Annotated in this window: 28 protein-coding genes, 1 other RNA gene and 1 pseudogene; 11 read left to right on the top strand and 19 right to left on the bottom strand. The window is 60.2% G+C overall.

Annotation, left to right across the window (positions count from 1 at the left end; all coding sequences use genetic code 11):
- Position 1: 1 nt before the first annotated feature.
- Positions 2-1,033: a peptidoglycan -binding protein gene (locus tag AC1DNW_RS00600; RefSeq protein WP_113295347.1), complete on the top strand. Its 1,032-nt coding sequence runs from the start codon at positions 2-4 to the stop codon at positions 1,031-1,033.
- On the opposite strand, the gene AC1DNW_RS00595 is transcribed toward AC1DNW_RS00600, so the two are convergent.
- The 5 genes from AC1DNW_RS00595 to AC1DNW_RS00575 form a co-directional block, all read right to left on the bottom strand.
- Entirely contained in the window at positions 1,020-2,264 is a 1,245-nt protein-coding gene (locus tag AC1DNW_RS00595) for a DUF6596 domain-containing protein (RefSeq protein WP_113310274.1), read from the bottom strand. The genes AC1DNW_RS00600 and AC1DNW_RS00595 overlap by 14 nt on opposite strands.
- Positions 2,265-2,271: 7 nt before the next feature.
- Positions 2,272-2,613 carry a YciI family protein gene (locus AC1DNW_RS00590; RefSeq protein WP_113310273.1) on the bottom strand — a complete coding sequence of 114 codons (342 nt, stop codon included), beginning with the start codon at positions 2,611-2,613 and terminating at the stop codon, positions 2,272-2,274.
- Between the two features lie 232 nt (positions 2,614-2,845).
- Positions 2,846-3,034 carry a YegP family protein gene (locus AC1DNW_RS00585; RefSeq protein WP_113295350.1) on the bottom strand — a complete coding sequence of 63 codons (189 nt, stop codon included), beginning with the start codon at positions 3,032-3,034 and terminating at the stop codon, positions 2,846-2,848.
- A gap of 173 nt (positions 3,035-3,207) precedes the next feature.
- Entirely contained in the window at positions 3,208-4,197 is a 990-nt protein-coding gene (locus AC1DNW_RS00580) for a tripartite tricarboxylate transporter substrate binding protein (RefSeq protein WP_113310272.1), read from the bottom strand.
- A 136-nt stretch (positions 4,198-4,333) separates the two neighbouring features.
- Positions 4,334-6,136 (bottom strand): ABC transporter transmembrane domain-containing protein, encoded by a 1,803-nt coding sequence (locus AC1DNW_RS00575; protein ID WP_113310399.1) that lies wholly within the window; start codon positions 6,134-6,136, stop codon positions 4,334-4,336.
- A gap of 193 nt (positions 6,137-6,329) precedes the next feature.
- On the opposite strand from AC1DNW_RS00575, the gene rpmE reads away from it, so the two are divergent.
- Complete coding sequence (rpmE, locus tag AC1DNW_RS00570; RefSeq protein ID WP_007826526.1) at positions 6,330-6,551, top strand: 50S ribosomal protein L31; 222 nt, start codon at positions 6,330-6,332, stop codon at positions 6,549-6,551.
- Between the two features lie 137 nt (positions 6,552-6,688).
- On the opposite strand, the gene rcdA is transcribed toward rpmE, so the two are convergent.
- The 3 genes from rcdA to AC1DNW_RS00555 form a co-directional block, all read right to left on the bottom strand.
- Positions 6,689-7,204, bottom strand: coding sequence for a protease adaptor protein RcdA (rcdA, locus tag AC1DNW_RS00565; RefSeq protein WP_113310398.1), 516 nt, complete (start codon positions 7,202-7,204; stop codon positions 6,689-6,691).
- Between the two features lie 373 nt (positions 7,205-7,577).
- A complete protein-coding gene (locus AC1DNW_RS00560) occupies positions 7,578-7,769 on the bottom strand; it encodes a DUF1192 domain-containing protein (protein ID WP_113295352.1) in 192 nt (63 codons plus the stop codon).
- A gap of 117 nt (positions 7,770-7,886) precedes the next feature.
- Positions 7,887-9,167, bottom strand: coding sequence for an MFS transporter (locus AC1DNW_RS00555; protein WP_113295353.1), 1,281 nt, complete (start codon positions 9,165-9,167; stop codon positions 7,887-7,889).
- Positions 9,168-9,341: 174 nt separating this feature from the next.
- On the opposite strand from AC1DNW_RS00555, the gene AC1DNW_RS00550 reads away from it, so the two are divergent.
- The gene (locus AC1DNW_RS00550) at positions 9,342-9,509 is read left to right on the top strand and encodes a hypothetical protein (protein WP_183850680.1); all 168 of its coding nucleotides are present in this window, start codon (positions 9,342-9,344) and stop codon (positions 9,507-9,509) included.
- 6 nt (positions 9,510-9,515) lie between these two features.
- Here the strand turns inward: AC1DNW_RS00550 and AC1DNW_RS00545 are convergent, their stop codons facing one another.
- From AC1DNW_RS00545 to tkt, 7 genes are all read right to left on the bottom strand, one after another.
- On the bottom strand, positions 9,516-10,436 hold the full coding sequence (locus tag AC1DNW_RS00545) for a PhzF family phenazine biosynthesis protein (RefSeq protein WP_113310271.1): 921 nt from the start codon (positions 10,434-10,436) through the stop codon (positions 9,516-9,518).
- Positions 10,437-10,595: 159 nt separating this feature from the next.
- On the bottom strand, positions 10,596-11,621 hold the full coding sequence (locus tag AC1DNW_RS00540) for a class I fructose-bisphosphate aldolase (RefSeq protein WP_113310270.1): 1,026 nt from the start codon (positions 11,619-11,621) through the stop codon (positions 10,596-10,598).
- Positions 11,622-11,852: 231 nt separating this feature from the next.
- The gene (locus AC1DNW_RS00535) at positions 11,853-13,049 is read right to left on the bottom strand and encodes a phosphoglycerate kinase (RefSeq protein ID WP_115036355.1); all 1,197 of its coding nucleotides are present in this window, start codon (positions 13,047-13,049) and stop codon (positions 11,853-11,855) included.
- Positions 13,050-13,130: 81 nt separating this feature from the next.
- The gene (locus tag AC1DNW_RS00530) at positions 13,131-14,981 is read right to left on the bottom strand and encodes a potassium/proton antiporter (RefSeq protein ID WP_113310268.1); all 1,851 of its coding nucleotides are present in this window, start codon (positions 14,979-14,981) and stop codon (positions 13,131-13,133) included.
- Between the two features lie 281 nt (positions 14,982-15,262).
- Entirely contained in the window at positions 15,263-15,772 is a 510-nt protein-coding gene (locus AC1DNW_RS00525) for an N-acetyltransferase family protein (protein ID WP_477851740.1), read from the bottom strand.
- A 130-nt stretch (positions 15,773-15,902) separates the two neighbouring features.
- Positions 15,903-16,913 carry a type I glyceraldehyde-3-phosphate dehydrogenase gene (gene gap, locus AC1DNW_RS00520; RefSeq protein WP_113295359.1) on the bottom strand — a complete coding sequence of 337 codons (1,011 nt, stop codon included), beginning with the start codon at positions 16,911-16,913 and terminating at the stop codon, positions 15,903-15,905.
- Between the two features lie 80 nt (positions 16,914-16,993).
- On the bottom strand, positions 16,994-18,967 hold the full coding sequence (tkt, locus tag AC1DNW_RS00515; protein WP_113310266.1) for a transketolase: 1,974 nt from the start codon (positions 18,965-18,967) through the stop codon (positions 16,994-16,996).
- Between the two features lie 333 nt (positions 18,968-19,300).
- Between tkt and AC1DNW_RS00510 the strand changes: the two genes are divergently transcribed.
- The 3 genes from AC1DNW_RS00510 (at position 19,301) to ssrS (ending at position 20,186) form a co-directional block, all read left to right on the top strand.
- Positions 19,301-19,576, top strand: coding sequence for a DUF4164 domain-containing protein (locus tag AC1DNW_RS00510; protein WP_112545050.1), 276 nt, complete (start codon positions 19,301-19,303; stop codon positions 19,574-19,576).
- 14 nt (positions 19,577-19,590) lie between these two features.
- Positions 19,591-19,968, top strand: a complete 378-nt coding sequence (locus tag AC1DNW_RS00505; RefSeq protein WP_113295361.1) for a cell division protein ZapA — start codon at positions 19,591-19,593, stop codon at positions 19,966-19,968.
- 59 nt (positions 19,969-20,027) lie between these two features.
- Positions 20,028-20,186, top strand: a non-coding RNA gene (ssrS, locus tag AC1DNW_RS00500) — 6S RNA.
- A gap of 54 nt (positions 20,187-20,240) precedes the next feature.
- Here the strand turns inward: ssrS and AC1DNW_RS00495 are convergent.
- Positions 20,241-20,798, bottom strand: a complete 558-nt coding sequence (locus AC1DNW_RS00495) for a GrpB family protein (RefSeq protein ID WP_113310265.1) — start codon at positions 20,796-20,798, stop codon at positions 20,241-20,243.
- Positions 20,799-20,851: 53 nt separating this feature from the next.
- Positions 20,852-21,748 carry a LysR family transcriptional regulator gene (locus tag AC1DNW_RS00490; RefSeq protein WP_113310264.1) on the bottom strand — a complete coding sequence of 299 codons (897 nt, stop codon included), beginning with the start codon at positions 21,746-21,748 and terminating at the stop codon, positions 20,852-20,854.
- Between the two features lie 115 nt (positions 21,749-21,863).
- Here AC1DNW_RS00490 and AC1DNW_RS00485 point away from each other — a divergent pair, with 115 nt between their 5' ends.
- Both AC1DNW_RS00485 and AC1DNW_RS00480 read left to right on the top strand, forming a co-directional pair.
- Complete coding sequence (locus tag AC1DNW_RS00485) at positions 21,864-23,057, top strand: MFS transporter (protein ID WP_113310263.1); 1,194 nt, start codon at positions 21,864-21,866, stop codon at positions 23,055-23,057.
- A 25-nt stretch (positions 23,058-23,082) separates the two neighbouring features.
- A complete protein-coding gene (locus AC1DNW_RS00480; protein ID WP_113310262.1) occupies positions 23,083-23,913 on the top strand; it encodes an aldo/keto reductase in 831 nt (276 codons plus the stop codon).
- A 38-nt stretch (positions 23,914-23,951) separates the two neighbouring features.
- On the opposite strand, the pseudogene AC1DNW_RS00475 reads toward AC1DNW_RS00480, so the two are convergent.
- Both AC1DNW_RS00475 and AC1DNW_RS00470 read right to left on the bottom strand, forming a co-directional pair.
- Positions 23,952-24,053, bottom strand: a pseudogene (locus tag AC1DNW_RS00475) (NAD-dependent epimerase/dehydratase family protein); the annotation flags it as partial.
- 164 nt (positions 24,054-24,217) lie between these two features.
- A complete protein-coding gene (locus AC1DNW_RS00470) occupies positions 24,218-24,550 on the bottom strand; it encodes a metalloregulator ArsR/SmtB family transcription factor (protein ID WP_113310261.1) in 333 nt (110 codons plus the stop codon).
- Between the two features lie 56 nt (positions 24,551-24,606).
- On the opposite strand from AC1DNW_RS00470, the gene AC1DNW_RS00465 reads away from it, so the two are divergent.
- The 3 genes from AC1DNW_RS00465 to gnd all read left to right on the top strand — a co-directional run bounded on the left by AC1DNW_RS00465 (position 24,607) and on the right by gnd (position 26,715).
- Entirely contained in the window at positions 24,607-25,089 is a 483-nt protein-coding gene (locus tag AC1DNW_RS00465; RefSeq protein WP_113310260.1) for an SRPBCC domain-containing protein, read from the top strand.
- A gap of 11 nt (positions 25,090-25,100) precedes the next feature.
- Positions 25,101-25,457 carry a VOC family protein gene (locus tag AC1DNW_RS00460; RefSeq protein WP_113310259.1) on the top strand — a complete coding sequence of 119 codons (357 nt, stop codon included), beginning with the start codon at positions 25,101-25,103 and terminating at the stop codon, positions 25,455-25,457.
- 232 nt (positions 25,458-25,689) lie between these two features.
- A complete protein-coding gene (gene gnd / locus AC1DNW_RS00455; RefSeq protein ID WP_113295369.1) occupies positions 25,690-26,715 on the top strand; it encodes a phosphogluconate dehydrogenase (NAD(+)-dependent, decarboxylating) in 1,026 nt (341 codons plus the stop codon).
- Positions 26,716-26,847: the final 132 nt, after the last annotated feature.

Below are 26,847 nucleotides of genomic sequence, written 5' to 3'. Positions count from 1 at the left end.
CATGCCTCTTGCCCGCAACCGCCGCCACCAACGTGCGGTGGATTACTGGCCGGGCTTCGTCGACGCGCTGTCGACGCTGCTCATCGCCATCATGTTCATCCTCACGGTCTTCGTCGTCGGCCAATTCATTCTCAGCCGCGAAATCAGCGGCCGCGACGAGGTGCTGACGCGCCTGAACGGCCAGATCAACGAGCTGACGCAGTTGCTGGCTCTTGAAAAAGGCAGCAATCAAGACCTTCAGGATTCCGTCGCCAATTTGCAGGCTTCACTTGCATCAGCCGAGGGGGATCGCTCGCGGCTGCAGGCGCTGCTCAGTGCCGGAACCGGCGGCCAGGATGTGGCAAAGCAGCAGATCGGTACGCTGACGCAGGCTCTCGATGAGCAGAAGCAGGTAAGCGACCGCGCTCTCAGCCAGGTCGATCTTCTCAACCAGCAGATCGCCGCGCTGCGCAGCCAGATCGCTGCTGTCGAGGCCGCGCTGCAAGCCTCCGAGCAGAAGGATCAAACTTCGCAGACAAAGATCGCCGATCTCGGCCGTCGCCTGAACGTGGCGCTGGCCGCGCGCGTGCAGGAACTCAACCGCTACCGGTCTGACTTCTTCGGGCGTCTGCGCGAAATTCTGTCCGACCGAGAAAACATCCGCGTCGTCGGTGACCGTTTCGTCTTCCAGTCGGAAGTGCTGTTTCCGTCTGGCGGAGCCGACCTCAATCCGGATGGCCAAACGGAAATGGCAAAGCTTGCCGCCGCCTTGCTCGACCTCGCCAAGGAAATTCCACCTGAGATCAACTGGGTGCTGCGCGTCGACGGACATACGGACAATGTCGCGCTGTCAGGCTCAGGCCGGTACCGCGACAACTGGGAGCTTTCGTCGGCTCGCGCAACCTCTGTCGTGAAGTTCCTGATCGCGCAGGGCGTGCCAGCCGACCGGCTTGTGGCCGCAGGTTTCGGCGAGTTCCAGCCTATTGCGCCCGGCGATACGCCGGATGCGCGTGCCACGAACCGCCGCATCGAGCTCAAGCTTACCGAGAAATAACGGTCTGAAGTCTGCCGGTGAGGAAGGTGCGGACGGCGGGACTGTCGCTCAGGCCGATCGCGATCCTGTAGGCTTCCATCGCGGCATCATTTTCACCGAGTTCGGAGAGCAGATGCGCGCGCACCGCCCAATAGGGCTGGTAGCTGGCAATGGCACGTTGCTCCAGCCTGTCCAGTAAAACCAGGGCCGGGGCCGCGCCTTCGACCCTGCCGATGACGGCGGCGTGGCTGACCTTCGCGCCGAGTGTCGGTTTCATGGCAATCAGCGCCCGATAGAGCGCGACGAGAGCTTCCCAGTCCGTTGCCGCCGTCCGTCGGCGTGTGGCGTGGACGGATTGAATGGCCGCCTGGCACTGAAACGGACCGAAGCGGTCTAAAGCGCCGGCCTTGCGAAGCAGCGTATCGGCTTCCGCCATCGTGATCTCGTTCCAGAGGCGGGTATCCTGCTCCTCGAGCGGTCTATAGACGCCGTCGGCATCACGCCGCGCGTGTCTTCTTGACTCGCAATAAAGCATCAGCGCGAGTAACCCCATGACCTCCGGCTCTTCCGGCAGAATTGTCATGAGTGCACGGCCAAGCCAGATCGCCTCGCCGGTCAGGCCAATGCGACTGTCCTGCTCGCCATCGAGCCCGTCCCAACCCAAGCCATAGGCGGCATAGATTGCCGAAAGCACACCCGCCAGTCGCTCCGGGAGGATATGCCGATCAGGAATGGCGAAGGGAATGCCGGCATCGCGAATCTTGATTTTGGCCCGCACCAGACGCTGGCTCATGGCATCCGGAGAGACGACAAAGGCTTGGGCGATCGTCTTTGCGTCAATACCGAGCACTGTCTGAAGCATGAGGGGTGTGTGGATGGACCCGTCGATTGCCGGGTGCGTACAGGCAAAAAGAAGCTTCAGCCGTTCATCGGGGAAGACTGCGTTTTGCGCATCATTCATACGCTCCTCGGCTTCTTCGAAGGCCAGCGCAATGGTCTCGCTGGCATTGTCGCGCACGGTTCGATGGCGCGCAGCCTGCATGAGGTTGCGACGGGCTGCGGTGAGCAGCCAGCCCTCGGGATTGTCGGGAACGCCACGCTCCGGCCAGACCCGCAACGCGGCCGCCAGGGCATCGGACAGGGCATCCTCCGCTGCCGGAACGTTGCGGGAGCGGGCGGCAAGAAAGGCGATGAGCTTGCCGTAGGAGTGGCGCGCCACCTTTTCGGCGGCGCGATCCGAATCTGATATCACAACGGCCTCACGCGACCTGCAACCGGGGCCGTATTTCAACCGAGCCTTGTTCGGAAACGGGAACGCGTGTGGCCCATTCGAGCGCGGCATCGAGATCCGGCACCTCGATCACATAGAAGCCGCCGAGTTGTTCCTTGCCTTCCGGATAGGGACCATCCTGCACATCATGGTCCTCGCCCTTGCGGCGCACGATCGTGCCTGTCTCAGGCGGGGTCAGGCCGGCACCGGCGGTCAAGATCCCGGCCTGTACCAATGTTTTGGTATAGGCCGTCCAGCCGTCGCGGTAGGCGGGGTCGCCGCGACGGACAAAATCTTCTGCGGATTCACGGATGATAAGCGCATATTGCATCGGAAACTCCTGATCCTCTGATGGTGTTTGACCGGGCAAGCAGCATGTAAGGCCGAATTTGCCCATGCTGCAATGTTCCCGCGGCGCGGCCTCATGCCGTTCCGAAACAATGAGGTCTCAGTCGTCCCCATTTCGACATTGCGGTCGAAAAAAATCGATCAAGGAGAAATGTGCGCGAAAAATACGCTGAGCGGGAAGTGCTGGAGGCGACTGATGCCGCCTCCGCTCCCGGTCAAGCTTCCGCCTTTGTCTGGTCCACCACATCCGCGCCAGGCGAATTCTTCTTGATGGATTCGATGGCGTTCACTGCGGATGCTTTCGCCTTGTAACCTTCGGACGAGAACATGGTCTCGCCGTTCGAAGCCTTGAAGCGGAAGCGGAATTCACCGGCCTTATCCTTGTAAACTTCAAATCTGTACATGGATCCCTCCTGGTAAGCTGAAATCGTGCATCAGCCTTTCGAAAGCTAGCCCAGAATTGCGAGCTTTTCCACTACCTTAATTAGAATTCAATTGCATGGCGTCCAATTGCCGCCGGTTGGATTGAGCGCAAGAGAAGGAGAGGAGAACGGCACGCTATCTGCTCTTGTTGCAATCACTCCATCTGGATATGGGCGCCGTCGACGACCGGTTTCCATTTCGCAAGCTCGGCCTTCACATGGGCGCCGAGTTCTTCCGGCGTGGAGCCGACGATCGTTGCGCTGAACTCCTTCATGCGCCCGGCAACGGCCGGATCGATTAGTGCCTTGTTTGCCGAGGCGTTGAGCCGGCTGACAATATCGGCCGGTGTCTTGGCCGGCGCAAACAGCGCATTCCACGTGTAAGTCTCATATCCGGGAATGCCGGATTCGGCGATGGTCGGAACATCGGGGAAAGACGGTGCGCGCTCGGCGGTCGTCACGGCCAGGGCCCTCAGCGTACCGGCCTTGATGTGGCTCGACGACGAGGGCAGGTTGTCGAACATGATCGGCACCTGATTGCCGATGACGTCATTCAGCGCCGGTCCCGCTCCCTTATAGGGAATATGCTGCATGTCTACGCCGGCCATGCTCTTGAAGAGTTCGCCGGAAAGATGCAGCGGCGTGCCGTTGCCGGATGAGGCATAGCTGTATTTGTCCGGATCGGCCTTCAGAAGCGCGATCAGTTCCTGCACATTCTTTGCGGGCAGTTCCGGATTGACGACCAGCACGTTCGGAACGACCACGAGCAACGAGATCGGCGCGAAATCCTTCTCGGCATCATAGGGCGTCGATTTCAGGATCAGTGGATTGAGAGCGTGGGTCGCAACGGTGCCCATCAGGATCGTATAGCCGTCCGGTTCGGCGCGCGCGACGTTGTCAGCGCCGAGATTGCCGCCGGCACCCGCAACGTTCTGCACGATGACCTGCTGGCCGAGGTCTTCGGACATTTTCTGCGCGACGATGCGGGCGACGACATCAGTCGAACCACCGGCGGCGAAGGGCACGATCATGGTGATCGAGCGATCCGGAAAGCTCTGGGCCGATGCGACAGTGCCTGCGGCAGCGGCCAGCAGACCAAGGCCCAGCACCAGGCTCGCGCGACTGACAATATTGGAAAGCGCCATTCGAATCCCCTCCCATAGATTTCAACAGCAAAGACCCCACTCCTGGGCATAGGGAGGTTAGGGCAGGTTGCGGCAAAGGCAACCGCTGGCGGGGAGTGTGCCGATCAGACTTTAGTCGCTATGCAATGGGGGCAGCTTATTTGGCGGCCGCCAATACGTCCTCGTTGGCCGCATCGAATTGCAGCCGGGCGAGCTTCGCATAGATGCCGCCGTGGCGGATCAGGCTCTGGTGCGTGCCTTCCTCGACGACGCGGCCCTGGTCCATGACGAGAATGCGGTCAGCCTTCAACACTGTGGCTAGGCGGTGGGCGATGACAAGCGTAGTGCGGCCCTGCATGAGCCCGTCCAGGGCCCTCTGGACCAGCGTTTCGCTCTCGGCATCGAGGGCCGATGTCGCCTCGTCCAGAAGCAGGATGGGTGCGTTCTTCAGGATTGCGCGGGCAATAGCGATGCGCTGGCGCTGGCCGCCGGACAGGGTAATGCCGCGTTCACCGACCTCAGTGTCGTAACCCTTTTCCAGCCTGTTAATGAATTCATCGGCCTGGGCCGCCATTGCGGCAGCGCGCACCTCGTCGCGCGTGGCGCCTTGAAAGCCGAACGCGATATTATCGTGGATCGAAGCTGCGAAGATGGTGACATCCTGCGGCACGATGGCGATGCGCTGGCGCAATGCGTCCGGATCTGCCTGGCGGGCGTCGATGCCATCGATCTTTACCCCACCCTGTTGCGGATCGTAGAAGCGCAACAGGAGAGAGAAGACGGTGCTTTTACCGGCGCCGGATGCGCCGACGATCGCGACCGTTTCCCCCGGCTGCACTGTGAGATCAAGGCCATGCAGCGCCGATCTGCCGGGGCGGGACGGATAGGCGAAATGCACGCCATCGAATTCCACGCGCCCCTGGGCGGGCGAGGGGAGAGGCTGTGGGTTCGCGGGAGCGGCAATCGGCGAAACCTCGTCAAGAAGTTCTGTCAGCCGGTCGGCCGCGCCCGCAGCCTGCGAAAGCTCCCCCCAGACCTCCGACAATGCGCCGAGCGAGCCGGCTGCGATAACCGCATAGAGCAGGAACTGGCCGAGCGTGCCGGCCGAAAGCGTGCCGGCGAGCACGCTATGGGCTCCAAACCAGAGAACGGCGACCACGCTGCCGAAGATCAGGGTGATGGCAATGCCTGTCAGCAGGGCGCGGGAGGATACGGCGGAACGTGCCGCCTGATAGGCGGATTCGACTACCGAGCCATAACGATCGGCGGCCGCGACCTCGGCGTTGAAGGCCTGTACAGTGCGGGTTGCGGCGATCGTCTCATTGGCGAAGGCAGAGGCTTCGGCCAGCGTATCCTGCGCCGCGCGGGAGCGCTTGCGCACCGATCGCCCGCCGGCGACCAGCGGAAAGACGATGACCGGGATCGCGATGATGACGAGGCTCGAGAGCTTCGGCGAGGTGATGATCATCATGCCGAGCGCACCGATGCAGAGGATCAGGTTGCGGAGCGCCACGGAAGCCGTGGCGCCGACGGCGGATTTGATCTGCGTCGTATCAGCCGTCAGCCGCGAGACGATCTCGCCCGACTGGTTGACGTCGAAGAACGAAGGTGAGAGCCGTGTGACATGCGCAAAGACATCGCGGCGGAGATCCGCAACGATGCGTTCGCCGATGGTAATGACGAAATAATAGCGAAGAGCGCTGGCGACGGCGAGTGCGATGGCCATCATCATCAGCATGGCAAAATAGCTGTTGATGAAGGTACCATCGGCCTGGGTAAAGCCGTGGTCGATCATGCGGCGCACGGCAAGCGGTATGGCAAGCGATGTGACGGCGGCGAGCGCCAGCGAGATCAGAGCGCCCGCGACCAAGCCGCGATAACGTGCCACATAGGGTGTCAGCCTGCCGAGCGGTCTTAGCGAACGCGACTTCTTCTCCCCAAGTTCTGCCTGCTCTGCCAAATCGTCTCCGATCGCCGTCAAGACCGCGTATTGCGGCTTCGTTGGCCCTTGTTATCCTGGCGCCCTTCATGTATAGGCACCGCATCCTAATGGGAAGCCGTAGCCTTCACGACTGCGGCTTCATTTATTCAATCGGTTCTTTCCCCGCAACTGTCTGCGGCAAATTGAACCTCGGCATCGCAGGAAGATTGTCATGAAGGAAGGCATCCATCCCGACTACCACGTCATCAAGGTAGTCATGACCGATGGCACCGAGTACGAAACCCGCTCGACCTGGGGTTCGGAAGGTGCTGTCATGAACCTCGAAATCGACTCCAAGTCGCATCCGGCCTGGACCGGCGGTAATCAGCAGCTGATGGACCGCGGCGGTCGTGTTTCGAAGTTCAACAAGCGTTTCGGCGGCCTCGGCCTCTAATTCGTTTCCGGTTACGCGGAACATTCAAAAGCCCGGTCTTGTGCCGGGCTTTCTGTTTTGTGGGCCTATACCGGTGAGCAAACAAAAAACCGGCCGCGTTGCCGCAACCGGTTTTCATAAAATTCTATGATGCCAGATCAGTTGTTGCCGAAGGCCGTCTGCAGCAGGGAAAGCTGGGCCTGGACGCTGTTCTGGTTGTCGGGAACGATCGCAGCTTCCGACGGGCGATAGATTTCGCGGTCGAGCAGAGCGATGCGGTTCTGCAGGCGAAGCGAACGTTCAACGAGGTCGCGGAAAGATTCCGGCAGGTCACCCCAACCCGGTGCGTTGCGGTCAACGTTGAAGCCGTCGAGGCGAACCTTGTTCTTTTCCGTCAGAACCTGATCGCGGGACATTTCGCCATTGTTGACAGCGCGCTGCAGGAGCAGCCAGGATGCCATCTGCATGAGGCGCGTGGTCAGGCGCATCGATTCAGCAGCGTAAAGGACCGAGGCCATGCGCGGCAGCACCTTGGCAGCTGCGCGGCCCTGGCCGTCGAGGTAGGATGCTGTTTCTTCGACGAGCGACATTCCCTCGGCATACAGCGTCTTGAACTGCGAGGATGCGGCAGCGCGACCCGCAAAACTGATCGTATTCAATCCAAGTTCCGACATCTCAAGAATCCCTGTTGCACGCATCTACTATCAGGTAACGCCGGTTTCCGTGGAAAAGTTTCCCAGGCCGGTCTTTATGATTTCAAGATGGTAGCTTTAACCTAAATGCGCAAGCCGTTTCTTAAGAAAAGGTTAATCTCCACAGTTTCGTGGAAAGGAGTAGGGCAGCGCAAAAAGAAGAGCCGCAAAAGCGGCTCTCAAGGTAAAACAGGGAGAAAAATCAGACCAATTCACCGCTTGGAAAACTGTCTGAGGTCCAGAAAGATCTGAACGGTATGAGTAATATCTTATAAAGCTTAATTTTTTATTAATATCGTCCCAATTTAAGACTTACCGAAAGTAATTTCGAAGCAATAGTTGCATGTCCACAGTCTTATGATCGGAAAAGGCCTTCGGCGGCAATCCGGCCGGACGCCTTCTTGGCGGCCTCGGCTTCAAGCCGCGCGATCTCGGTTTTCAAGAGTTCCACGCGCGCCTTCAACTCGTCCACCGAGAGCATGGAGAGATCGGAGCCGATCTCGTGTGCGATCTTCTTCTGCGGTCTGTCGTCGTCCATGAAGCTCATCGTCGCTCCTCCTTTAAACCGTGTTGCAATCTCCAGGATTCGCTTCCACGCTTTCTGTTTCAAGCATGTCGCTATCGCAAAACCGCTGCACAGTTTTGCGCGACACGCTTCAGTTCGTCAGCCGAACTTTACAGCAGGATCGCCGCTTTCGGGAGGCTTGTTGGAGCCGCGATCGGCAAGCGACATGCTTTGTGGCGTGAGCGTGGGAGATGTTGCTGTCGGGATCGTTGTATAGGCGTCGCGGTCGCTCGCCGGAATGGCTGCGCGAATGCGGCTTCTGATGATGGCGTAGGCGGTGATCAGAAGGTGGGCGAGCGCCGTTACCAGGAAGAGCGCATGCGGGCTGATGATGGACATGACCGGGCCGCCGATCGTCGGGCCGATGACGGTGCCGATGCCGTAAAGCAGCAGCAAGCCGCCCGAGACCTTCACGAAATCCTCCGATGAGGCAAAGTCGTTCGCGTGGGCAACCGCGATTGGATAGAGCGTGTTGGCGACTGCGCCGTAGAGAATGACTAGGCCGATCAGAAAAGCGGGGGAGGAAGGGTGCAGCAGGAAGATCAGCAGGCCGGCAAGGGCTGCGATGGCCGACATGGCGGCCAGCACGTAACGGCGGTCGATGCGGTCGGAGAGGCGCCCGGCCGGAAGCTGCATTATGGCGCCGGCAAAGATGGTGGCACTCATCATCACCGCAATCGAGGTATCGGAGAGGCCGGCACCCGCGCCGAAGACGGCGCCGAGCGTACCATAGGCGCCGTTGGCGATGCCGACGAGCAGGATGCCAAGGCAGGAGACGGGCGAATTGCGATAGAGCGCCGGCAGGTCGAGTTTCACTGCCTTCAGCGGCTGTGGCGAAGCGGCGGTCGAAAGCGTCGTCGGCAGCATGGCGATGCAGTAGAAAATGCCGCAGATCATGAAGAGTACCGGCGTGCGCACGTCTTCCAGCGGGATCATCAACTGACCACCCACGACGCCGAGCAGGGTGATGCCGATATAGAGCGAGAAGATCGCGCCGCGGCTTTCATTGCTCGCCCGCTCGTTCAGCCAGCTTTCGATGATCATCGAGGTGCCGGCGGTTGAGAAGCCGGTGACGGCGCGCAGAATAACCCACCAGACCGGATCGATGACTATGCCACTCACCAGCGCTATGATGGCGATAATGGCGATAAAGCCGGAGAAGGCGCGGACATGGCCGACACGGCGCACCATCTTCGGGGCGACAAGGCAGCCGATGACAAAGCCCGCTGCCCATGACGTTCCGAGCAGGCCGAGCGTGGTCGTTGCATAGCCTTCGAGATTTCCGCGTACGGGAAGCAGAATGCCCTGCAATCCATTGCCCATGAAGAGGAAGAGCGTGCCAAAGAGCAGCGCAGCGACGGACAGCAGATTTCTTGTCATATCCCCAGACTCGGCGTGTTCGCTTTGAAAAGGACATAAGGCGAGACCTGTATCCGCCCAGTCCATAAGAATGTTGATTGTGCCCCGGAATGCCTTTACGGCGTGTAGATATTCTCTGTTCGCGTGAAAAAATGTCCGTCCTGTGACATTCTGATAGATGGAAAAAATAAAGCCATGACAAAGCTGATAGCTTTGCTGCTCATCCTTGCCATGGCAATCCAGATCATCAAGCCGCTCGGCTATCCGGGGCTGCGCCGCCGGATGGATTTCTGGAAGATCGCACTGATTGCCTTTGCCATCTGGGCGGTGGCACTGCTAGCGCGCGACTTCCTGGTGCAATAGGCAGGTTCAGTCCCGCAGGATGATCTCGCCTTTCATGACCGGCACACAGCTTCCGGAGATCGTCACGTCGGTGACGGTTCCGGCTCTCTTGACGACATCAAGTTCGATGATGCTGCGCCGGCCCATTTCGACGCCCTGTTCGATCGTTACGTGCTGGCTGATGTCAGCTTCCGGCAGCAACGAGACGAGATAGGCGGAAAGGGCTGCCGATGCGCTGCCGGTCGCCGGGTCTTCGATGACGTTGTCCAGCGGCGCGAACATGCGGGCGCGGATCTTCCAAGGTATCACCGCCGAGCGAACATAAAGGAACAGGGAGAAATCATGGCTGCCGGTTACAGACTTGGCCGCAGTCTGGAAGCCGTTGATATTAGGGCTAGCCGCAGCCAGAGCCTCAAGGCTCTCGAGTTCGGCAACGGCAAATTTCAGGCCGACCGAAACGAAGACCGGGACATGCGTGTTCTTGCGGATTGACGCCGGATCGATAGAGACGCAGCCAGCGATGACCGCATCGGGTATCGTGTCTTCTATTTCAAGCGGTCGTGGAGCGCGGATCGTCGCTGTGGTGACCCGGCCTTCGCGGCGCTTCAGGGCGACTTCTACCAGACCGGCCTTCTCCTCGAACCGCAGCGTATCGCCGATGGGGCGGCCGAAGATTTCGCTCTGCTGGCCCAGTACATAGGCGGTGCCGACATTGGGATGACCGGCGAAGGGTATCTCCATCGTCGGCGTGAAGATGCGCACCCTTGCCGTGTTTTTGGGGCTCTCCGGCGGCAGCACGAAGGTGACTTCGGAATAGCCGAATTCGGCAGCGATCTTCTGCATTGCCGCGTCGCTCAGCCCCCTTGCATCGGCCATGACCGCGAGCGGGTTGCCCTCGAAGCGGGTGGAAGTGAAAACGTCGACAGTGGTGTAGGACAGGCTGTTCATGGCGGCTCCGATGGTTGGGCGCCATGATTAGCGAGGCCAGCGGTTGCGGCGAAGGATTATCTTGTCGCGATGACAAATCGCCATCGCGATATGCAGGCACAAATAAAACAGGCGGCGAAGGTGTTCGCCGCCTGCATCATTCTCTCAAGCTTCAAAAGCTCATGCGGCCTTTTCGAGCTCGGCCTTCCAATTGCCCTTGGCGGCGAGGCTGTTCATTTCGGCGCGGTGCGTGAGTTCGCGCTGGCCGGCAGCGACATTTTCCGGCTTGCCGTTCCAGGCCTTGAGCGCGCTGTCCTGCAGGGCCCGGCCGTAGGAGAAAGTGACGAACCAAGGCAGTTCATAGCCGGAATTGATCGCCGAGAGATGGGCGGTCGCTTCTTCCGTGGTCTGGCCGCCGGAGAGGAAAGCGATGCCCGGAACGGCCGATGGGACCGTGCGCTTCAGCACCTGAACGGTACGTTCTGCGACTTCGGCGACCGAGGCCTTGCGGGCGTTCTTGCCGTCGATGACCATGTTCGGCTTCAGGATCATGCCTTCGAGGCTGACGCGGGCATCGGCCAGTTCCTCGAACACGATGCGCAGCGTGGATTCGGTCACTTCGGCGCAGCGGTCGATATTGTGGTCACCCGGCTTGCCGTCCATCAGGCATTCCGGCTCGACGATCGGCACGATCCCGGCCTCCTGGCAGAGGGCTGCATAGCGGGCGAGCGCCTGAGCGTTGGCGCGGACGGAACCGCGGGTCGGCAGGGTCTGGGAGATGGCGATGACGCCGCGCCACTTGGCGAAGCGGGCACCGGCGTCATAATATTTAGCCAGACGTTCTGCGAGGCCATCGAGGCCTTCGGTGACCGTTTCACCCGGATATTTCGCCATCGGCTTGGCGCCAGTATCGACCTTGATGCCTGGAATGCCGTCGGCGGCTTTGATGATGTCGACGAAGGGCGTGCCGTCGGCAGCCTTCTGGAAAAGGGTTTCCTCATAGAGAATGACGCCGGAGATATATTTCTTCATCGCTTCGTCGGAGCGGAAGAGCATCTCGCGATAGTCGCGCCGGCTGGTTTCGGTCGATTCAAGATTGATCGCGTCGAAACGCTTCTTGATGGTGGCGGTCGATTCATCGGCTGCAAGCAGGCCCCGACCACCGGCAACCATCTTCACTGCAATGTCTTCCAGTCGTTCGCTCATCTTGTTCTCTCCACAATGAAACCCGGTAGAATTGATAATATAGAACCCGGATAACAGAAGTTTATAGGGAGAAAAAAGGGAGCGCTAAGTCGTTGAAACGATTGAAATGATTTCAATCGTTTGAAAGTTCGGGAATTTTTTCTTTTCTTGAGCAAAAGACCGCAGAAGCGTTCGCCTCCACGGTCTATCCTGCTGGAATATCTGTCGAATCGGCTTATCGATTAGCGGCGGTTAGCGGGAGAGAACGGCCACGCCCGGCAGTTCCTTGCCTTCCATCCATTCAAGAAAGGCGCCGCCCGCGGTCGAAACATAGGTAAACTCTTCGGCAACGCCGGCATGGTTCAGCGCGGAGACCGTGTCACCACCGCCTGCGACTGACGTGAGCTTGCCGGCCCTGGTGCGTTCGGCGGCATATTTCGCAGCGGCGACGGTCGCTGCATCGAAGGGCTCGATTTCAAAAGCGCCGAGCGGGCCGTTCCAGACGAGCGTGGTCGCGCGCTCGATCCAGGCCTTGACGGCATCAATCGACTTCGGGCCGACATCAAGGACCATGGCATCGGCCGGAATGGCGTCGATGGAGACGGTCTCGTTGGCCGCACCTGCCTTGAATTCGCGGGCGATGACACCGTCTTCCGGCAGGACGATCGCGCAGCCGGCGGTGGCGGCTTCGATCATGATCTGCCTGGCGGTATCGGCGAGATCATGTTCGCAGAGCGACTTGCCGACATTGGTGCCGCGGGCGGCGATGAAGGTGTTGGCCATGCCGCCGCCGATGACGAGCGCATCGACCTTCTTCACGAGGTTCATCAGGAGGTCGATCTTGGAGGAGACCTTGGCGCCGCCGACGATCGCCACGACCGGGCGAACCGGGTTGCCGAGGCCCTTTTCCAGTGCCTCAAGTTCGGCCTGCATGGTGCGCCCCGCATAAGCCGGTAAATGATGAGCAAGGCCTTCGGTGGAGGAGTGGGCGCGGTGAGCAGCCGAGAAGGCATCGTTCACATAGATATCGCCGTTTGCGGCAAGTGCCTTGGTGAAATCAGGATCGTTCTTTTCCTCGCCTTTATGGAAGCGGGTGTTTTCCAACAGCAGGATATCGCCGTTGTTCATCTTCGCGACGGCGGAAGCGGCAGCCTCGCCGATGCAGTCGGAAGCTGTCAGCACGGCATGGTCAAGCACCTGTTCGACGGAGGGGGCAACCAGCGAAAGAGAGAATTCTGCCGAGGGTCCATCCTTAGGGCGGCCGAAATGAGCAAGCAGGATGACCTTCGCGCCCTTTTTTGACAGCTCAAGGATCGTCGGCGCAACGCGCTCGATGCGGGTCGTGTCCGTGACCTTGCCGTCCTTGACCGGGACGTTGAGGTCGACGCGGACGAGAACGCGCTTGCCGGCGATGTCGTTGAGGTCGTCGAGGGTCTTGAAAGCTGCCATGGGAGGATCCATTCGTGGTTGGCGAAAGTTGCGCCGACCATAGCAAGGATCGGAGGAGACGCAAGGCAGTCGGCCGCCGTTTCAGCGCGGGTTTTCGTCACGTCCTGCAGCACCTTCCGCCGTGGCTGCCTCACGTTTCTGGCGGCCTTTCATGCGGTCGCGAATGCGCTGGATAATATCGCGCAGATTGATGAAGATCGGCAGCGTGGTGGCCGGCTCGACAGCCTCCAGCGACATGCCGACAGAGGTGATGTGATCCTGATCGTCGAGGTCGCGGACGATGAGGATGAGCGAGCCGAGACGGACACGATCGGCGTAGTCCGCCTTGCCGCCGAGGCGCTGTTTCATCAGTTCGGCGATTGTCAGCCCCTTTTCGGATTCATTGAGAAGGCCCGGGCCATAGGCGGCATCGAGATCGGCTGCGGGGCGGGCCGGGGACAGTGCGAAGGCGCCGAAGAATTCCGCATCATCGTCATCAACGGGAGCGCGGCTGGCGAAGAGGCGGTCGAGCAGGCGTGAATAGCTGGGCGCGATGAAGAGATAGACGAGATCGTTTTCCCTGAGGCGGCCGGCATACTGATAACGCATCGACTTGCCGTCGCGGATCACCAGCGAGGGTGCTGCCCAGCGCGGAATGCGCTCGCCGCGCAGAACCGGACTGTCCTTGACGACGCGATAGGAAAGCAGTTCGTGATTGGCGGCACCCGGCAGGTCTACCTCCACCTTGTCGACCGCGCCGATGCGTGGAGGGATGATGAGGCCGAGGCGCTTGGCGACGGGTTTGATCGTCCAGCCCTGTACGAGCAGCGAGACCAGCACGATGATGAAGGCGGTGTTGAAATAGATTTGGCTGTGCTCCAGCCCGCCGAGGATTGGCATGATGGCGAGCAGGATGGAGACGGCGCCGCGCAGGCCGACCCAGGCGACGAAGCCGATTTCCTGCTGTGTATAATCGAAAGGCAGCAGCGACAGCCAGACGGCGAGCGGCCGGGCGACGAAGATCAGGAAGAGCGCGAGCAGGATCGCCGGGACGATGATAACAGGAAATTGCGAAGGTGTTGCGAGTAGGCCGAGGACAAGGAACATGATGATCTGGGCAAGCCAGGTCATGCCGTCCTGGAAGCGCCTGATGGTGCCGATCGCCTGCATCTTGCGGTTTCCGGCGTAGATGCCGGCGACATAGACCGCAAGGAAGCCGCTGCCACCCACCGCGCCGGTGAAGGAAAAGACGAGCAGGGCGAGCGCCAGCACGAAGATCGGCGTCAGGCCGCGATCGGTTTCCAGTCGGCCGGCGATCAGCACGATCATCATGCCACCAAGCAGGCCGAGGATAACGCCGAGGCCCATCTGCTGGATGAACATGGCGAGCATGCCGATATTGATGCCGGCGTAACGTTCGCCGCTCGCGAGAACCTCGACCAGGGCGATGGTCAGGAAAATCGCCATAGGGTCGTTGGTGCCGGATTCGACTTCCAGCGTGGAACGCACCTTGTCGCGGATGTTGATGCCGCCGATGCGCAGCAGGAAGAAGACGGCTGCGGCATCGGTGGATGCGACGATGGAGCCGAGCAACATACCTTCGAGCCAGCTGAAATGCAGCAGCCAGCGGGCCGCAAAGGCGAAGAGCGCTGCGGTCAGAAGCACGCCGACCGATGCGAGCGTCAGTGACGGGATTGCGGCGATGCGGAAGGCCTGCATCGGCGTGCCGAAACCGGAATCGAAAAGGATGATGGCGAGTGCGATCGAGCCCAGAACATAAGCGAGATAGTTGTTGCTGAATTCGATGCCGACACCGTCAACGCCTGCAGCAAGGCCGATCATCAGGAAGAGCAGAAGCAAGGGGGCGCCGAAGCGGAAGGCCAGCAGGCTCGAAAAGGCTGCAAGAAGCACGAGCGCCGTTGCGACCAGCACCACGATGTAAAACGCTTCCATGCCTACCCCTTTCGCTTCATCACGCCATCCCGAAGCCGCCCCGGCCTATTCTTCAACCCTCCGCGTCCAGCACGATCCGTTAGTAAACGGCAAAATGCGGCAGAAGGGTAGGCCTTGCGGCTTAACCTCGGCTGCATTGCTGCATCATGCTGCTGGACGGCCCTTGAAATGAGGGCCAGTGGAGAATGTTACGGGAGAAAGTCTGTAAAAAGAATGTATAGGCAAATCAGGCGAGAGCAGGGCAGATAGGCGGGGCACTGCACTTTTTGTTGATGAGGCTGTCAGAGGCCGCTTCGTTCCTTCTTCACCAGATATTGTTTCTGAATTCTGTCCACGGGGGTACCGTCGTCGAGAGGCACTTTTTCCATTACGTTATAAGTGCGGAATCCCATCTTTTCGTAATAGGCTAGCCCGCCGCCGTTATCGGCGCGAATGGTTGCGTTGATGAAGTCGATATTGCGTTCTTTCGCCACAGAAACTGTTGCTGAAAAAAGCGCGGTGCCGACGCCCGGTATCTTCGGACTTCGGCGAGCGAAGGTCCCGATGTCGGCCCATCCCTCCGGCCGGTTTTCATAGAGGCTAAGGAACTGAAAGCCGACGAGCCCGGATCCTGCTTGCGCTACATGACATGTGAGGGCGAATTCGCCGGTAATGAACCAGTCGGCCAACTGGTCGGGGGAAAGGGGAGCCTCCAGGGCAGTCGTGCCGCCGGCTTCGATGATCTCATTGAGAAGTCCGCTGAGTTCCTGTGCGTCATCAGCCGTCGCCTTGCGAATAGTGAGATGCGCCATGCTTTTCTATCCTTCCGTTGTTGCATGCAGGGTCGGGTACTTCGATCCCAGCCGCTCCGATCTTCTGTTTATCGCAGAAACGAAAACGGCCCGGTTTCCCGAGCCGTTTCCTGATCTCTCTGCCGGAAGCTTAGATGAGCTTGGCGAAGGCTACGGCCGTGTCGGACATACGGCTGGAGAAGCCCCACTCGTTGTCGTACCAGGACAGGACGCGCACGAAATTGCCTTCCATGACCTTTGTCTGATCGGTTGCGAAGATCGACGAGTGGCTGTCGTGGTTGAAGTCGCGGGAGACGAGCGGCTCGTCGGTGTAGCCGAGGATGCCCTTCAGCTTGCCGTTTGCAGCGGCCTTGATCGCTTCGTTGATTTCGCCGACAGAGGTGGCCTTCTTGGCAACGAACTTGAAGTCGATGACCGAGACGTTCGGGGTCGGAACGCGGATCGAGGTGCCGTCGAGCTTGCCCTTGAGGTGCGGCAGCACAAGGCCAACGGCCTTTGCGGCGCCCGTCGAGGTCGGGATCATCGAGAGGGCAGCGGCGCGGGCGCGATACAGGTCCTTGTGCATCGTGTCGAGCGTCGGCTGGTCGCCGGTGTAGGAGTGGATGGTCGTCATGAAGCCATGGTCGATGCCAACGGCGTCGTCGAGAATCTTGACGACCGGTACCAAGCAGTTCGTGGTGCAGGAGGCGTTGGAGATGACCAGATGCTCCTTGGTGAGCTGGTCATGATTGACGCCGAAGACGACCGTCAGGTCAGCGCCGTCGGCAGGAGCCGAAACGATGACGCGCTTGGCGCCTGCCGTCAGGTGAGCGGCTGCCTTGTCGCGGGCGGTGAAGATGCCGGTGCATTCCATCGCGATGTCGACACCCAATTCCCCATGGGGAAGGGTAGCCGGATCCTTGATGGCGGTGACCTTGATCGGCTTGCCGTTGCCGACGGTGATCGTGTCGCCTTCGACCTTCACGGTCGCTGGGAAACGGCCATGGATGGAGTCGTAACGGAGCAGGTGGGCGTTGGTCTCTACCGGGCCGAGGTCGTTGATGGCGACGACTTCGATGTCGGTGCGGCCGGATTCAACGATGGCGCGAAGAACGTTGCGGCCGATACGTCCGAAACCGTTGATGGCAACCTTGACTGTCATGTGCATTCACTCCCTAGAGGTGGGGCTTACAGATAGTAGGTGAGGAAGTGCCCGAAGGCACTTCCGTTGAAATCAGCCCGTTAAAGCTTGGCTTCTGCCGCGGCGACGACGGCGTCAGCCGTGATACCGAAATGTTCGAAGACCTTCTTTGCCGGACCGGATGCGCCGAAGCCCTTCATGCCGACAAACGAGCCTTCCGGACCAATGAAAGCATCCCAGCCTTCGCGAACGGCGGCTTCGACGGCGATCTTGACCGGTGAGTTGCCGAGGATTTCCTTGCGGTAGGCATCCGGCTGATCGAAGAAGAGTTCGGTGCAGGGAACGGAAACGACGCGGGTGCTGATACCCTTGCCTTCCAGCGTTGCGCGGGCAGCCACGGCCAGTTCCACTTCCGAGCCGGACGCGAAGATCGTGACCTTGGCGTCGGCATTGCCTGATAGCGTGTAAGCGCCGAGTTCGCAGAGGTTCTTCTCATTATACTCGGTGCGGACGGTCGTCAGGTTCTGGCGGGTGAGTGCCAGCGCAGACGGATGGTCCTTGCTCTTCATGGCGATCTGCCAGCATTCGGCCGTTTCGACGGCGTCTGCCGGGCGGAAGACCCGCAGGTTCGGAACGGCGCGCAAACCAGCGATCTGCTCGACCGGCTGATGGGTCGGACCGTCTTCGCCGACGCCGATCGAGTCATGCGTGAGCACGTGGATGACACGAATGCCCATGAGAGAGGCAAGGCGGATCGGCGGGCGGCAATAATCCGAGAAGATCATGAAGCCGCCGCCATAGGGGATAAGACCGCCGTGCAGCGCGATACCGTTCATGGCAGAGGCCATGCCGTGCTCGCGGATGCCCCAGTGCATGTAGCGTCCGGCAAAATCCGTCGGCGTGATCGAATGCATCTGGCTGGTCTTGGTATTGTTCGACGGAGTCAGGTCGGCGGAGCCGCCAAGCGTTTCCGGCACGAAGCCGTTGATGACTTCAAGCGCGTCTTCAGATGCCTTGCGGGAGGCGATCGTCGGCTTGGTCTCTGCGAGCTTCTTCTTGTAGTCGTCTATGACCTTGTCGAAACCATCAGGCAGATCGCCAGCGAAACGGCGGCTGAACTCGGCCTTGGCCGGTGACTTGGAAAGGGTCTCTTCCCAGGCCTTGACGATATTGTCGGAGCGGGTGCCGGCAGCGCGCCATGCGTCGAGGATGTCGGAAGGGATGACGAAAGGCTCGTATTCCCAGTTCAGCGCCTTGCGGGTGGCGGCGATTTCGTCGGCGCCGAGTGGGTTGCCGTGCACCTTGTGGGTACCCTGCTTGTTCGGAGCGCCGAAGCCGATGACGGTCTTGCAGGCGATGAAGGTCGGGCGGTCGGACTTGTGGGCGGCTTCGATCGCGTCTGCGATGGCGGCCTGGTCGTGGCCGTCGATCTCGATCGTGTTCCAGTGAACGGCCTTGAAACGGGCGACCTGGTCGGTCGAGTCCGACAGCGATACGGCGCCGTCGATGGTGATCGAGTTGTTGTCCCAGAAGAGGACCAGCTTGTTGAGCTTCAGGTGGCCGGCAAGCGCGATCGCCTCATGGCTGATGCCTTCCATCAGGCAGCCGTCGCCATTGATGACGTAGGTGTAGTGGTCCTGCAGATCGGAGCCGAATTCCTCGCGCAGCTTGCGCTCGGCAATCGCCATGCCGACGGCATTGGCAATACCCTGGCCAAGCGGGCCGGTGGTCGTTTCGATGCCGGTGGCATGGCCGTATTCCGGATGGCCGGCGGTCTTGGAGCCGAGCTGACGGAACTGCTTCAGGTCCTCGACCGACATGTCCGGATAGCCGGTCAAATAGAGAAGCGAGTAGAGCAGCATCGAGCCATGACCGGCAGAGAGAACAAAGCGGTCGCGGTTCGGCCAGTGCGGCTTCTGGGGATCGAAGCGGAGATATTTGGTAAAGAGGACCGTTGCCACATCCGCCATGCCCATCGGCATGCCCGGGTGGCCGGAATTCGCCTTTTCGACAGCATCCATGGAGAGGAAACGGATCGCATTCGCCATCCGGTCGTTTTGTTCGCGTGAGGTCATGGCTTTTCCGCTAGTTCCGGGTTTGAGGATGGCCTCGAGCCTGCCAAGACCATCAATGAGAGCGGTCGAGACATACCAGTTGGAACGGCCAAGTCAACAAAATGGAAGCCGTTTGGAGGCCGGGTGCGACGATTTTTGACATTTGACCGTCAAGTTTTACAAAAGACGAATCTTGTGTGACAGGCTTGTGTAAATCGCTCATCCACAGAATAGGGCGGGGTGCAGCGGGGAGGCTTTATTGACGTGCTCCGGGCTAGCTGCATATCCTCTTGAAAATACAGGGTCGGCGGCAGAGGCCGATTCGCGGGTCTTGTGCGGGGAACCGGAAAAGACATGACGCCTAATGGCAACATCATCGAAGCTGCGCTTACGGAGCTGAAACAGGCAATCTCGGGCCTAGAGAATGCCGTCGACATGCGCATCGAGCGCCAGCGTGAGCAGGGCGAGATCGAAGGCGAGGTCCGCCGCGTGCATGCCGACCGCTCGCGCCTTGCCCAGGAGCTCGATCAGGCCGAATTCCGCGCGAACCGGCTGGAAGAGGTCAATCGCGAGGTTTCGCGGCGTCTGGTGACGGCGATGGAAACGATCCGCGCGGTTCTTGACCGCTAAGAGGACTTGATGACATGGCGCAGGTAACGGTAACGATCGACGGCAAGGCCTATCGCATGGCCTGCGAAGAAGGCCAGGAAGATCACCTGACTGACCTCGCGGTGCGTTTCGACCGTTATGTCGGCCATCTCAAGGGGCAGTTCGGCGAGATCGGCGATCTCCGGATCACCGTCATGGCCGGGATCATGGTCATGGACGAGATCTCGGAGCTGACGCGACGTGTTGCCGGGCTGGAATCGGAGCTGGAGACGCTCCATAGCAACCGGGACACGGTCCTTGCCGCCACCGCTCGCACGGAAGAAGGCATTGCAGTTGCGCTTTCGGAGGTCACTAGCCGTATTCAGGGCATTGCCGACAAGCTGAACGGCCGCACGCCCGCCGAGCTTAATTAATTTGGGAGAGCAGTGCTGACCCACTGGTGCGGTGCTGCAAATGCCCCTATATTCTCTTACGCGGTCTGTGCTTCTCGACAGGAACAATGAATCCTCGGGGCCATACCCGATCCTTAGGGAGCTGTCCCTGTCCAGGCTCGTGGGTCTGGATACACGGCGCCCACCTACTTTCGTAGGCGCCCAGGATCGAAAGTTTCCACCGGTTGTGTGGATCGCGCTTCTCTCTTTCGGCCGGGTTCTTCCCCGTTGCGGGATATCTCCCGATAAGCTCTCTAGTCGCCCGGCGGCTCCGTCCAGCCGGTGAGCTTCGCCCAGTCGTAGGCGCCCTCCATGATAATATCGAATACCGGATCCTTGATGTCGTAATAGGCATTGACGTCATCGGGGAAATAGCCGGCGAGGCGTTGTTTGATCAGCCCGTAGGCCGCGGTGGCCGTCGGATGGGCGCGCAAAAAATCCCGGCAGAGAAGCGGATAGCGTTGATTGAAGCGGCCTCTTCCGCGGATATGCACATTTGCAGCACGGCCGGTGCTCTTGAAGAGCAGCTTTTGCAACTCGCCCTCCGCCAGATCGAGGCCCGGCGGGCAATGGTCGGTCACGCCTGCGCGGCGGATGAAGCCTTCCCGCTCGAAAGCTGTGTCGTTGATCTGATCGAGGGAGACGACGCTGAGCTGAACGTCAATGATATCCTTGGCAGCGAGATCAGGCACGGCGGTGGAACCGATGTGGTGGATCACAACGTCGGCTGGCGCTACGCGCAGGAGGGCCTGTTTCAGGCCCAGGAAGTCGTCGCTCCAGCTCTGTCTTGGCGGATGAATTTCTATTGGCATGAGGCTCGCTATCTTTTCGCCGTGACGGGCCTATGACAGGCTTGATATCCAGCCTAGCGGATATTGCTGACCAGGAAATCGATGAAGGCGCGGATGCGCGCCGCCAAGTGCTCGTGACCGGGATAGACGGCGTGGATGAGCTCGATATCCTCCGGATTATAGGCTTCAAGCACAGGTAACAAAGTTCCGGCGTCGATATCTGGCTGCACATGGAATTGGCCGACGCGTGCAAGACCAAGGCCGGCGAGGCAAAGACTGCGTGCTGTCGGTCCATTGTTGGTTTCAAAGTTGCCGAAAATGGGTCTTGCGAAACGATCGCGGCTTTGGGGATCGCGGAACGGCCATTCCGCCGCACCCGCAAGGAAGCTGAAGGTCAGGCAATTGTGACGTTCGAGATCGTCAGGAGTCTCCGGGATTCCCTCCCTTTTCAAATAGTCTGGTGACGCAACGATAATGCGGCGGCTTTCGAGCAGCTTGCGCGCCTTCAGGGAAGAGTCGCGCAAGGCGCCTGAGCGGATGGCAATATCGGCGCGCTCGCCGACAATATCGATGATGCCGTCGTTAAGTGCGAGATCGAGATCCACCTCCGGATAGAGATTCAAGAAATCCGGAACCAGCGGCACGATATAGCGAACGCCGAAGGCGACGGAAGTGCTGACGCGCAGACGTCCCCGCGGCACTGCCGCCCCGCCGGCGGCAACGGCACGTTCCGTCTCCTCGATGTCTGAGAGAATACGGCGGGAGCGTTCGAGATAGATTTCGCCTTCCGGCGTGAGCTGCAAAGCGCGGGTGGTGCGCACCAGAAGACGCGTAGCGAGACGCTCTTCCAGCCGCGTTACGAGCTTGCTGACGGCGGAGGGCGAAAGCCTGAGTTTGCGGCCAGCTGCCGAGAAACTCTGAAGTTCGGCGACCTGCACGAAGACATCCATCTCGCCGATGCGGTTGTCCATGACACCCTATCTTGAATTCAATTCACAACTGTTGAGCCATTATAGGCTGTTATCGAGCAGGTGCGCCACGCCCATATTCCGGCCCGAACAAGAATCAAACCATCGGGTTACTCTCATGCCACTTGCTCTCTTTGCGTTGACGATCGCCGCCTACGCGATCGGCACGACGGAATTCGTCATCGTCGGCCTGCTGCCGACGGTCGCCAACGATCTCCACATCACCCTGCCGCTCGCCGGCCTCATCGTCAGCGTTTACGCGCTGGGCGTCACCTTCGGTGCGCCGATCCTGACAGCGTTGACCGGGCGGATCGAGCGTAAGCCGCTCCTGCTCGGGCTGATGGCGCTTTTTGTTATCGGCCACATCATTGCCACGCTCAGCCCAGGCTACGAAGTGCTCTTGATTGCCCGTGTCGTCTCGGCTTTCGCACACGGCGTCTTCTTCTCCGTCGGTTCCACGATCGCTGCCGATCTGGTGCCGGAAAACCGCCGGGCATCGGCTATCGCCATGATGTTCATGGGCTTGACGGTCGCCATCGTGACCGGCGTTCCGCTCGGCACCTTCATCGGCCAGACCTTCGGCTGGCGTACCACCTTCGGTGTCGTCGCCGGTCTCGGTGTCGTTGCCTTTGCCGGCATCGCCTTGCTGCTGCCATCGAACCTCAAGAAGGCTCCGCCGGCCAGCATCGGCGAACAGATCCGCGTGCTTGCCACCGGTCGCTTGCTGCTCGTCTATGCAATGACCGCGCTCGGCTATGGCGGCACGTTCGTTGCCTTCACCTTCCTCGCGCCGATCCTCGAGCAGATCACTGGCTTTGCCTCCTCGGCCGTTGCCTTGATCCTGATGCTCTATGGCGTGGCGATTGCCATCGGCAATGTCGTCGGCGGGCGCATTTCCAACCGTGATCCCGTCAAGGCGCTGACTGTTCTGTTCATCGCCCAGACGCTGGTGCTGGTGCTCTTCGGCTTCACCGCGATTTCACCCTGGCTGACGATCCCGACGCTCGCGATCCTCGGCTTCCTGTCCTTCGCCAATGTGCCGGGCCTGCAGCTCTATGTCGTGCAGCTCGCACGTGAGCTCCGGCCGAATGCAGTCGATGTCGCCTCGGCGCTCAACATCGCCGCCTTCAATCTCGGCATCGCCTTGGGCGCCTGGATCGGCGGTCTGGTCGTCGAGTCCCGCTTCGGGCTGGGTGCAACGCCTTTCGTTGCGGCAGCGCTTGTTGCTGTCGCCCTTGGTCTCACCATCAGGAGCGGCGCACTCGACCGCCGCTCCACGCCTGCTGCGGCTGTTGCCGGCAGCGCCGCCTGATCTCTGCGTATTGAAAGGAAACAGCATGAAAATCGTCAGCGCCAATGGCGCCTCCATCCCCACCCTCGGCTTCGGCACGTTCCGCGTGCCAGGTCCTGATGCAGAACGCATGGTCTCGCATGTGCTTGCCACTGGTTATCGCCACATCGACACAGCGCAAATCTATGGCAATGAGGCCGAGGTTGGAGACGGTATCCGCCGTTCCGGCGTCGCACGCGGTGATCTCTTCCTGACCACCAAGGTCTGGGTCGAGAACTACAAGCACGCTGCCTTCATTGCCTCGGTGGACGAGAGCCTGAAGAAGCTCAGGACCGACTATGTCGATCTGCTGCTTCTCCATTGGCCGAACGAAGTCGTGCCGCTTGCCGAGCAGATCGATGCGCTGAACGAAGTCGCAAAGGCAGGCAAGGTGCGCCACATCGGCGTGTCGAACTTCAACACCGGCCTGATGCGAGAGGCCGTCAAGCTCAGCAGCCTGCCCATCGTCACGAATCAGGTCGAATATCATCCTTATCTCGACCAGACGCCGGTGCTCCGCGCTGCGAGCCAGCTCGATATGTCTGTCACCGCCTACTATGCCATGGCCGACGGCAAGGTGCTGAAAGATCCGGTGCTGCAGGAGATTGCGGCCAGTCACGGCAAGTCGGTCGCCCAGATCGTGCTGCGCTGGATCGTGCAGCAGGATGTCATTGCGCTGTCCAAGACTGTCTCGGAAGAGCGGGCGAACGAAAATGCGGCGATCTTCGATTTCGCGCTGACGGCGGATGAGATGGCGGAGATCCAGGCGCTGGCACGGGCCAATGGCCGAATTGTCAATCCGGATGGATTGGCGCCGGTCTGGGACAAGACCGCTTAAGGAAACGGGCGCTTCGGCGCCCGTTTTGCCGTACCGGATCAGCGGCCTTGGAGCGGGTAAGGACCATCCTCAAAGATCTGGTCGTGATAGCCCTTGGACCCGACAATGCGGGCGAGCGGGCTCCTCCAATCCTTGCCATCAGCTTCGGCAGGACAACCTATAATTTATGCAGCAGGATGCAGAAATTCTGCAGGCTCAGCCGAGCGTTGTGACCAGCCGTACATCGCTGCCGTCGGCAAGGAAGGTGCGCACCCAAAGAACATATCCGACGGTGATAGGCAGTACCCCAGGGCAGCAAAGCTCACTAAAGCGAGGGAGTGTCGAGTTCGCTTTTCAGCCGGTCCAGGATGGAGAGCGCATGCCCGGCATAGGCGCTGATCCAACGGTCATGGATCTGCTTGATCGGCAGGCTGTTCAGGTGGTTCCAGCGCTCCCGGCCTTCCTTCCTGGCTATGACCAGATCAGCTTCTTCGAGCACCTTCAAATGCTGCATGACGGTGCAGCGGTCCATCTCGGGAAAGGCTTCGCAAAGCGCACCGGTTGTGCGGGGTGCATCCTTCAGAAGGTCGAGAATGTCGCGGCGGCGGCGGTGCGCCAACGCCTTGAAAATGGGGTCGTCATCCGATTCGCTTGACATGTTATGTTTTTATAACATAATTGGGCGAGATACAACGGGGAAGAGGAGGAAGTCACATGTCCCTCAATATTCGCGTCTCGGGCCGTATCGGCCGCCCGGTGGCTGATGTCTTCGATGCGGTCGTCAATCCGAAGAGCCTGTCGGGCTATTTCACAACGGTCGGCGGAGCGAGCGCGCCGCTTGTGCAGGGCACGACGGTTACCTGGTGGAAGGATGTGCCGGTCGAGGTGGTCGAGCTCGTGCCCGACAGCAAGATCGTGCTGCGCTGGGATGGCGCCACGGACGAGGAGAAGAAGCCTTATAAGACGCTTGTGGAGATGAATTTCAAACCGCTTGATGATGGTGGCACCATGGTGACTATCGCCGAAGACGGCTGGCGCGAGGATGAGCCGGGGCGGCGCGGAACCTACCAGAACCTGGAGGGCTGGACGCAGATGTTCTGCTGCATGAAGGCCTTTGTCGAATACGGCATCAACCTGCGCGACGGCATGTTCCTCAGCGAGATGCGCGGCGAGCAGGCCAAAGCGCAGGAAGGTTGAGAGGAAGTGCCATGAGCGATTTGATCTATGGCGGCGTCGACGTTGCGATGAAGGTTCCGGCGCATCAGTATGAGGCCACTATTTCCTTTTACCGCGACGTTGTGCAGCTGAAGGAAATCGAAGGGGAGGATGTCTCCTTCGAACTCGGGCCGATCCGGCTCTGGATCGACAAGGTGCCGACCATGAGCCAGGCCGAGCTCTGGCTGGAATTCATGACGCCTGACTTCGACAGCGCCGCGGAGCATCTGGAGAAGGCCGGTGTTCCGCGCTGCGATCCCATCGAGCCGTTGCCCTCCAGCCTCCGCGGTGGCTGGATCCTTAATCCGGCTGGCATCGTGCATCTGGTGCGAGAGACTGGCCGCGGCTGACGGCATCCAAGAGACCGCTCGATGGACATAGATAGCCGCCGATGAGGCGGCTATCTGCTTTTGAAGGGTTGGAATTGCTCTTCAAAGACGGCAAGGTAGGAGGCGCGAGAGGTAGAGCCCTGCGCAAGATGCAACAGACGCATTCGCCTTTGTGACAGAGACTTCGCTTGCCTGTCACGATGCGGGTGCTAATTTCCGGAATCATATCGATTTAAATCCCAGGAGATTTCAGATGCAGCTTGGCATGGTAGGTTTGGGCCGTATGGGCAATTACATGGTCCAGCGCTTGATGCGGGGCGGCCACGAGTGCGTGGTTTATGACGCCAAGCCCGAAAGCGTAACCGAGCTTGTCGGCCTCGGTGCCGAGGGCAGCGCCTCGCTCGAAGAATTCGTCTCGAAGCTCGCGCGCCCGCGTGCGGTGTGGCTGATGCTGCCGGCGGCCATCACCGACAAGGTGATTGCAACGCTTCTTCCGCTGCTGCATGACGGCGATATCCTGATCGACGGCGGCAATTCCTACTATCACGACGATATCCGCCGCGGGGCGGAGCTCATCACCAAGGGCATTCACTATGTCGACGTCGGCACCAGCGGTGGCGTCTTCGGCCTCGAGCGCGGCTACTGCCTGATGATTGGCGGCGAAAAGGGCATCGTGCAGCATCTTTCACCGATCTTCGCGACGTTGGCGCCGGGCGATGGCACCACGGAAGCCTCGCCGAACCGCACGGCTGAAGCTGCGGCTCTCAGCACCGCCGAGCAGGGATTCCTGCATTGCGGCCCGCATGGTGCCGGCCATTTCGTCAAGATGGTACATAACGGCATCGAATATGGCCTCATGGCCGCCTATGCCGAAGGCCTCAACATTTTGAAGCACGCCAATGTCGGCGCCCTGACGCATGAGGCGGATGCCGAGACGGCGCCGCTCTCCCACCCGGAATTCTATCAGTACGATTTCAACCTGCCGGAAATTTCCGAAGTCTGGCGCCGCGGCAGCGTCATCACCTCCTGGCTGCTCGACCTGACGGCCGATGCGCTGCACAAGGATCCCGTCCTTACCCAATATGCGGGTCGTGTTTCGGATTCCGGCGAAGGGCGCTGGACGATCATGGCCGCTATCGACGAAAGCGTGCCGACGCCGGTGCTGAGTGCCGCACTCCATGGCCGTTTCTCCTCGCGCGACCAGGATGAATTCGCCAACAAGGTGCTTTCGGCCATGCGCGCCGGCTTCGGCGGCCATGCCGAGAAGCCGCACAAATAGGCGAAACATATTGTTCTGCTGTGATGAGCCGCCGGCCGCGAGGCCGGCGGCTTTCTTTTGACCATGATCAGCTAGACCGTTTGTTCGTCTGGCTTTTCCGCTGCGGCGCTTGCATAAATGCCTGACGTACGA

The organism is Rhizobium sp. 05L429, assembly GCF_056397645.1.
The sequence above is the reverse complement of the archived record's forward strand: the minus strand, read 5'-3'. Positions and strand labels throughout refer to the sequence as shown.

What these genes read in the sequence shown, in the direction of transcription:
- AC1DNW_RS00600 (WP_113295347.1), top strand. Translation starts at nt 2, where the DNA reads ATGCCTCTTGCCCGCAACCGCCGCCACCAACGTGCGGTGGATTACTGG.
- AC1DNW_RS00590 (WP_113310273.1), bottom strand. Translation starts at nt 2,613, where the DNA reads ATGCAATATGCGCTTATCATCCGTGAATCCGCAGAAGATTTTGTCCGT.
- AC1DNW_RS00585 (WP_113295350.1), bottom strand. Translation starts at nt 3,034, where the DNA reads ATGTACAGATTTGAAGTTTACAAGGATAAGGCCGGTGAATTCCGCTTC.
- AC1DNW_RS00580 (WP_113310272.1), bottom strand. Translation starts at nt 4,197, where the DNA reads ATGGCGCTTTCCAATATTGTCAGTCGCGCGAGCCTGGTGCTGGGCCTT.
- rpmE (WP_007826526.1), top strand. Translation starts at nt 6,330, where the DNA reads ATGAAGGAAGGCATCCATCCCGACTACCACGTCATCAAGGTAGTCATG.
- rcdA (WP_113310398.1), bottom strand. Translation starts at nt 7,204, where the DNA reads ATGTCGGAACTTGGATTGAATACGATCAGTTTTGCGGGTCGCGCTGCC.
- AC1DNW_RS00560 (WP_113295352.1), bottom strand. Translation starts at nt 7,769, where the DNA reads ATGAGCTTCATGGACGACGACAGACCGCAGAAGAAGATCGCACACGAG.
- AC1DNW_RS00555 (WP_113295353.1), bottom strand. Translation starts at nt 9,167, where the DNA reads ATGACAAGAAATCTGCTGTCCGTCGCTGCGCTGCTCTTTGGCACGCTC.
- AC1DNW_RS00550 (WP_183850680.1), top strand. Translation starts at nt 9,342, where the DNA reads ATGACAAAGCTGATAGCTTTGCTGCTCATCCTTGCCATGGCAATCCAG.
- AC1DNW_RS00545 (WP_113310271.1), bottom strand. Translation starts at nt 10,436, where the DNA reads ATGAACAGCCTGTCCTACACCACTGTCGACGTTTTCACTTCCACCCGC.
- AC1DNW_RS00540 (WP_113310270.1), bottom strand. Translation starts at nt 11,621, where the DNA reads ATGAGCGAACGACTGGAAGACATTGCAGTGAAGATGGTTGCCGGTGGT.
- AC1DNW_RS00535 (WP_115036355.1), bottom strand. Translation starts at nt 13,049, where the DNA reads ATGGCAGCTTTCAAGACCCTCGACGACCTCAACGACATCGCCGGCAAG.
- AC1DNW_RS00530 (WP_113310268.1), bottom strand. Translation starts at nt 14,981, where the DNA reads ATGGAAGCGTTTTACATCGTGGTGCTGGTCGCAACGGCGCTCGTGCTT.
- AC1DNW_RS00525 (WP_477851740.1), bottom strand. Translation starts at nt 15,772, where the DNA reads ATGGCGCATCTCACTATTCGCAAGGCGACGGCTGATGACGCACAGGAA.
- gap (WP_113295359.1), bottom strand. Translation starts at nt 16,913, where the DNA reads ATGACAGTCAAGGTTGCCATCAACGGTTTCGGACGTATCGGCCGCAAC.
- tkt (WP_113310266.1), bottom strand. Translation starts at nt 18,967, where the DNA reads ATGACCTCACGCGAACAAAACGACCGGATGGCGAATGCGATCCGTTTC.
- AC1DNW_RS00510 (WP_112545050.1), top strand. Translation starts at nt 19,301, where the DNA reads ATGACGCCTAATGGCAACATCATCGAAGCTGCGCTTACGGAGCTGAAA.
- AC1DNW_RS00505 (WP_113295361.1), top strand. Translation starts at nt 19,591, where the DNA reads ATGGCGCAGGTAACGGTAACGATCGACGGCAAGGCCTATCGCATGGCC.
- AC1DNW_RS00495 (WP_113310265.1), bottom strand. Translation starts at nt 20,798, where the DNA reads ATGCCAATAGAAATTCATCCGCCAAGACAGAGCTGGAGCGACGACTTC.
- AC1DNW_RS00490 (WP_113310264.1), bottom strand. Translation starts at nt 21,748, where the DNA reads ATGGACAACCGCATCGGCGAGATGGATGTCTTCGTGCAGGTCGCCGAA.
- AC1DNW_RS00485 (WP_113310263.1), top strand. Translation starts at nt 21,864, where the DNA reads ATGCCACTTGCTCTCTTTGCGTTGACGATCGCCGCCTACGCGATCGGC.
- AC1DNW_RS00480 (WP_113310262.1), top strand. Translation starts at nt 23,083, where the DNA reads ATGAAAATCGTCAGCGCCAATGGCGCCTCCATCCCCACCCTCGGCTTC.
- AC1DNW_RS00470 (WP_113310261.1), bottom strand. Translation starts at nt 24,550, where the DNA reads ATGTCAAGCGAATCGGATGACGACCCCATTTTCAAGGCGTTGGCGCAC.
- AC1DNW_RS00465 (WP_113310260.1), top strand. Translation starts at nt 24,607, where the DNA reads ATGTCCCTCAATATTCGCGTCTCGGGCCGTATCGGCCGCCCGGTGGCT.
- AC1DNW_RS00460 (WP_113310259.1), top strand. Translation starts at nt 25,101, where the DNA reads ATGAGCGATTTGATCTATGGCGGCGTCGACGTTGCGATGAAGGTTCCG.
- gnd (WP_113295369.1), top strand. Translation starts at nt 25,690, where the DNA reads ATGCAGCTTGGCATGGTAGGTTTGGGCCGTATGGGCAATTACATGGTC.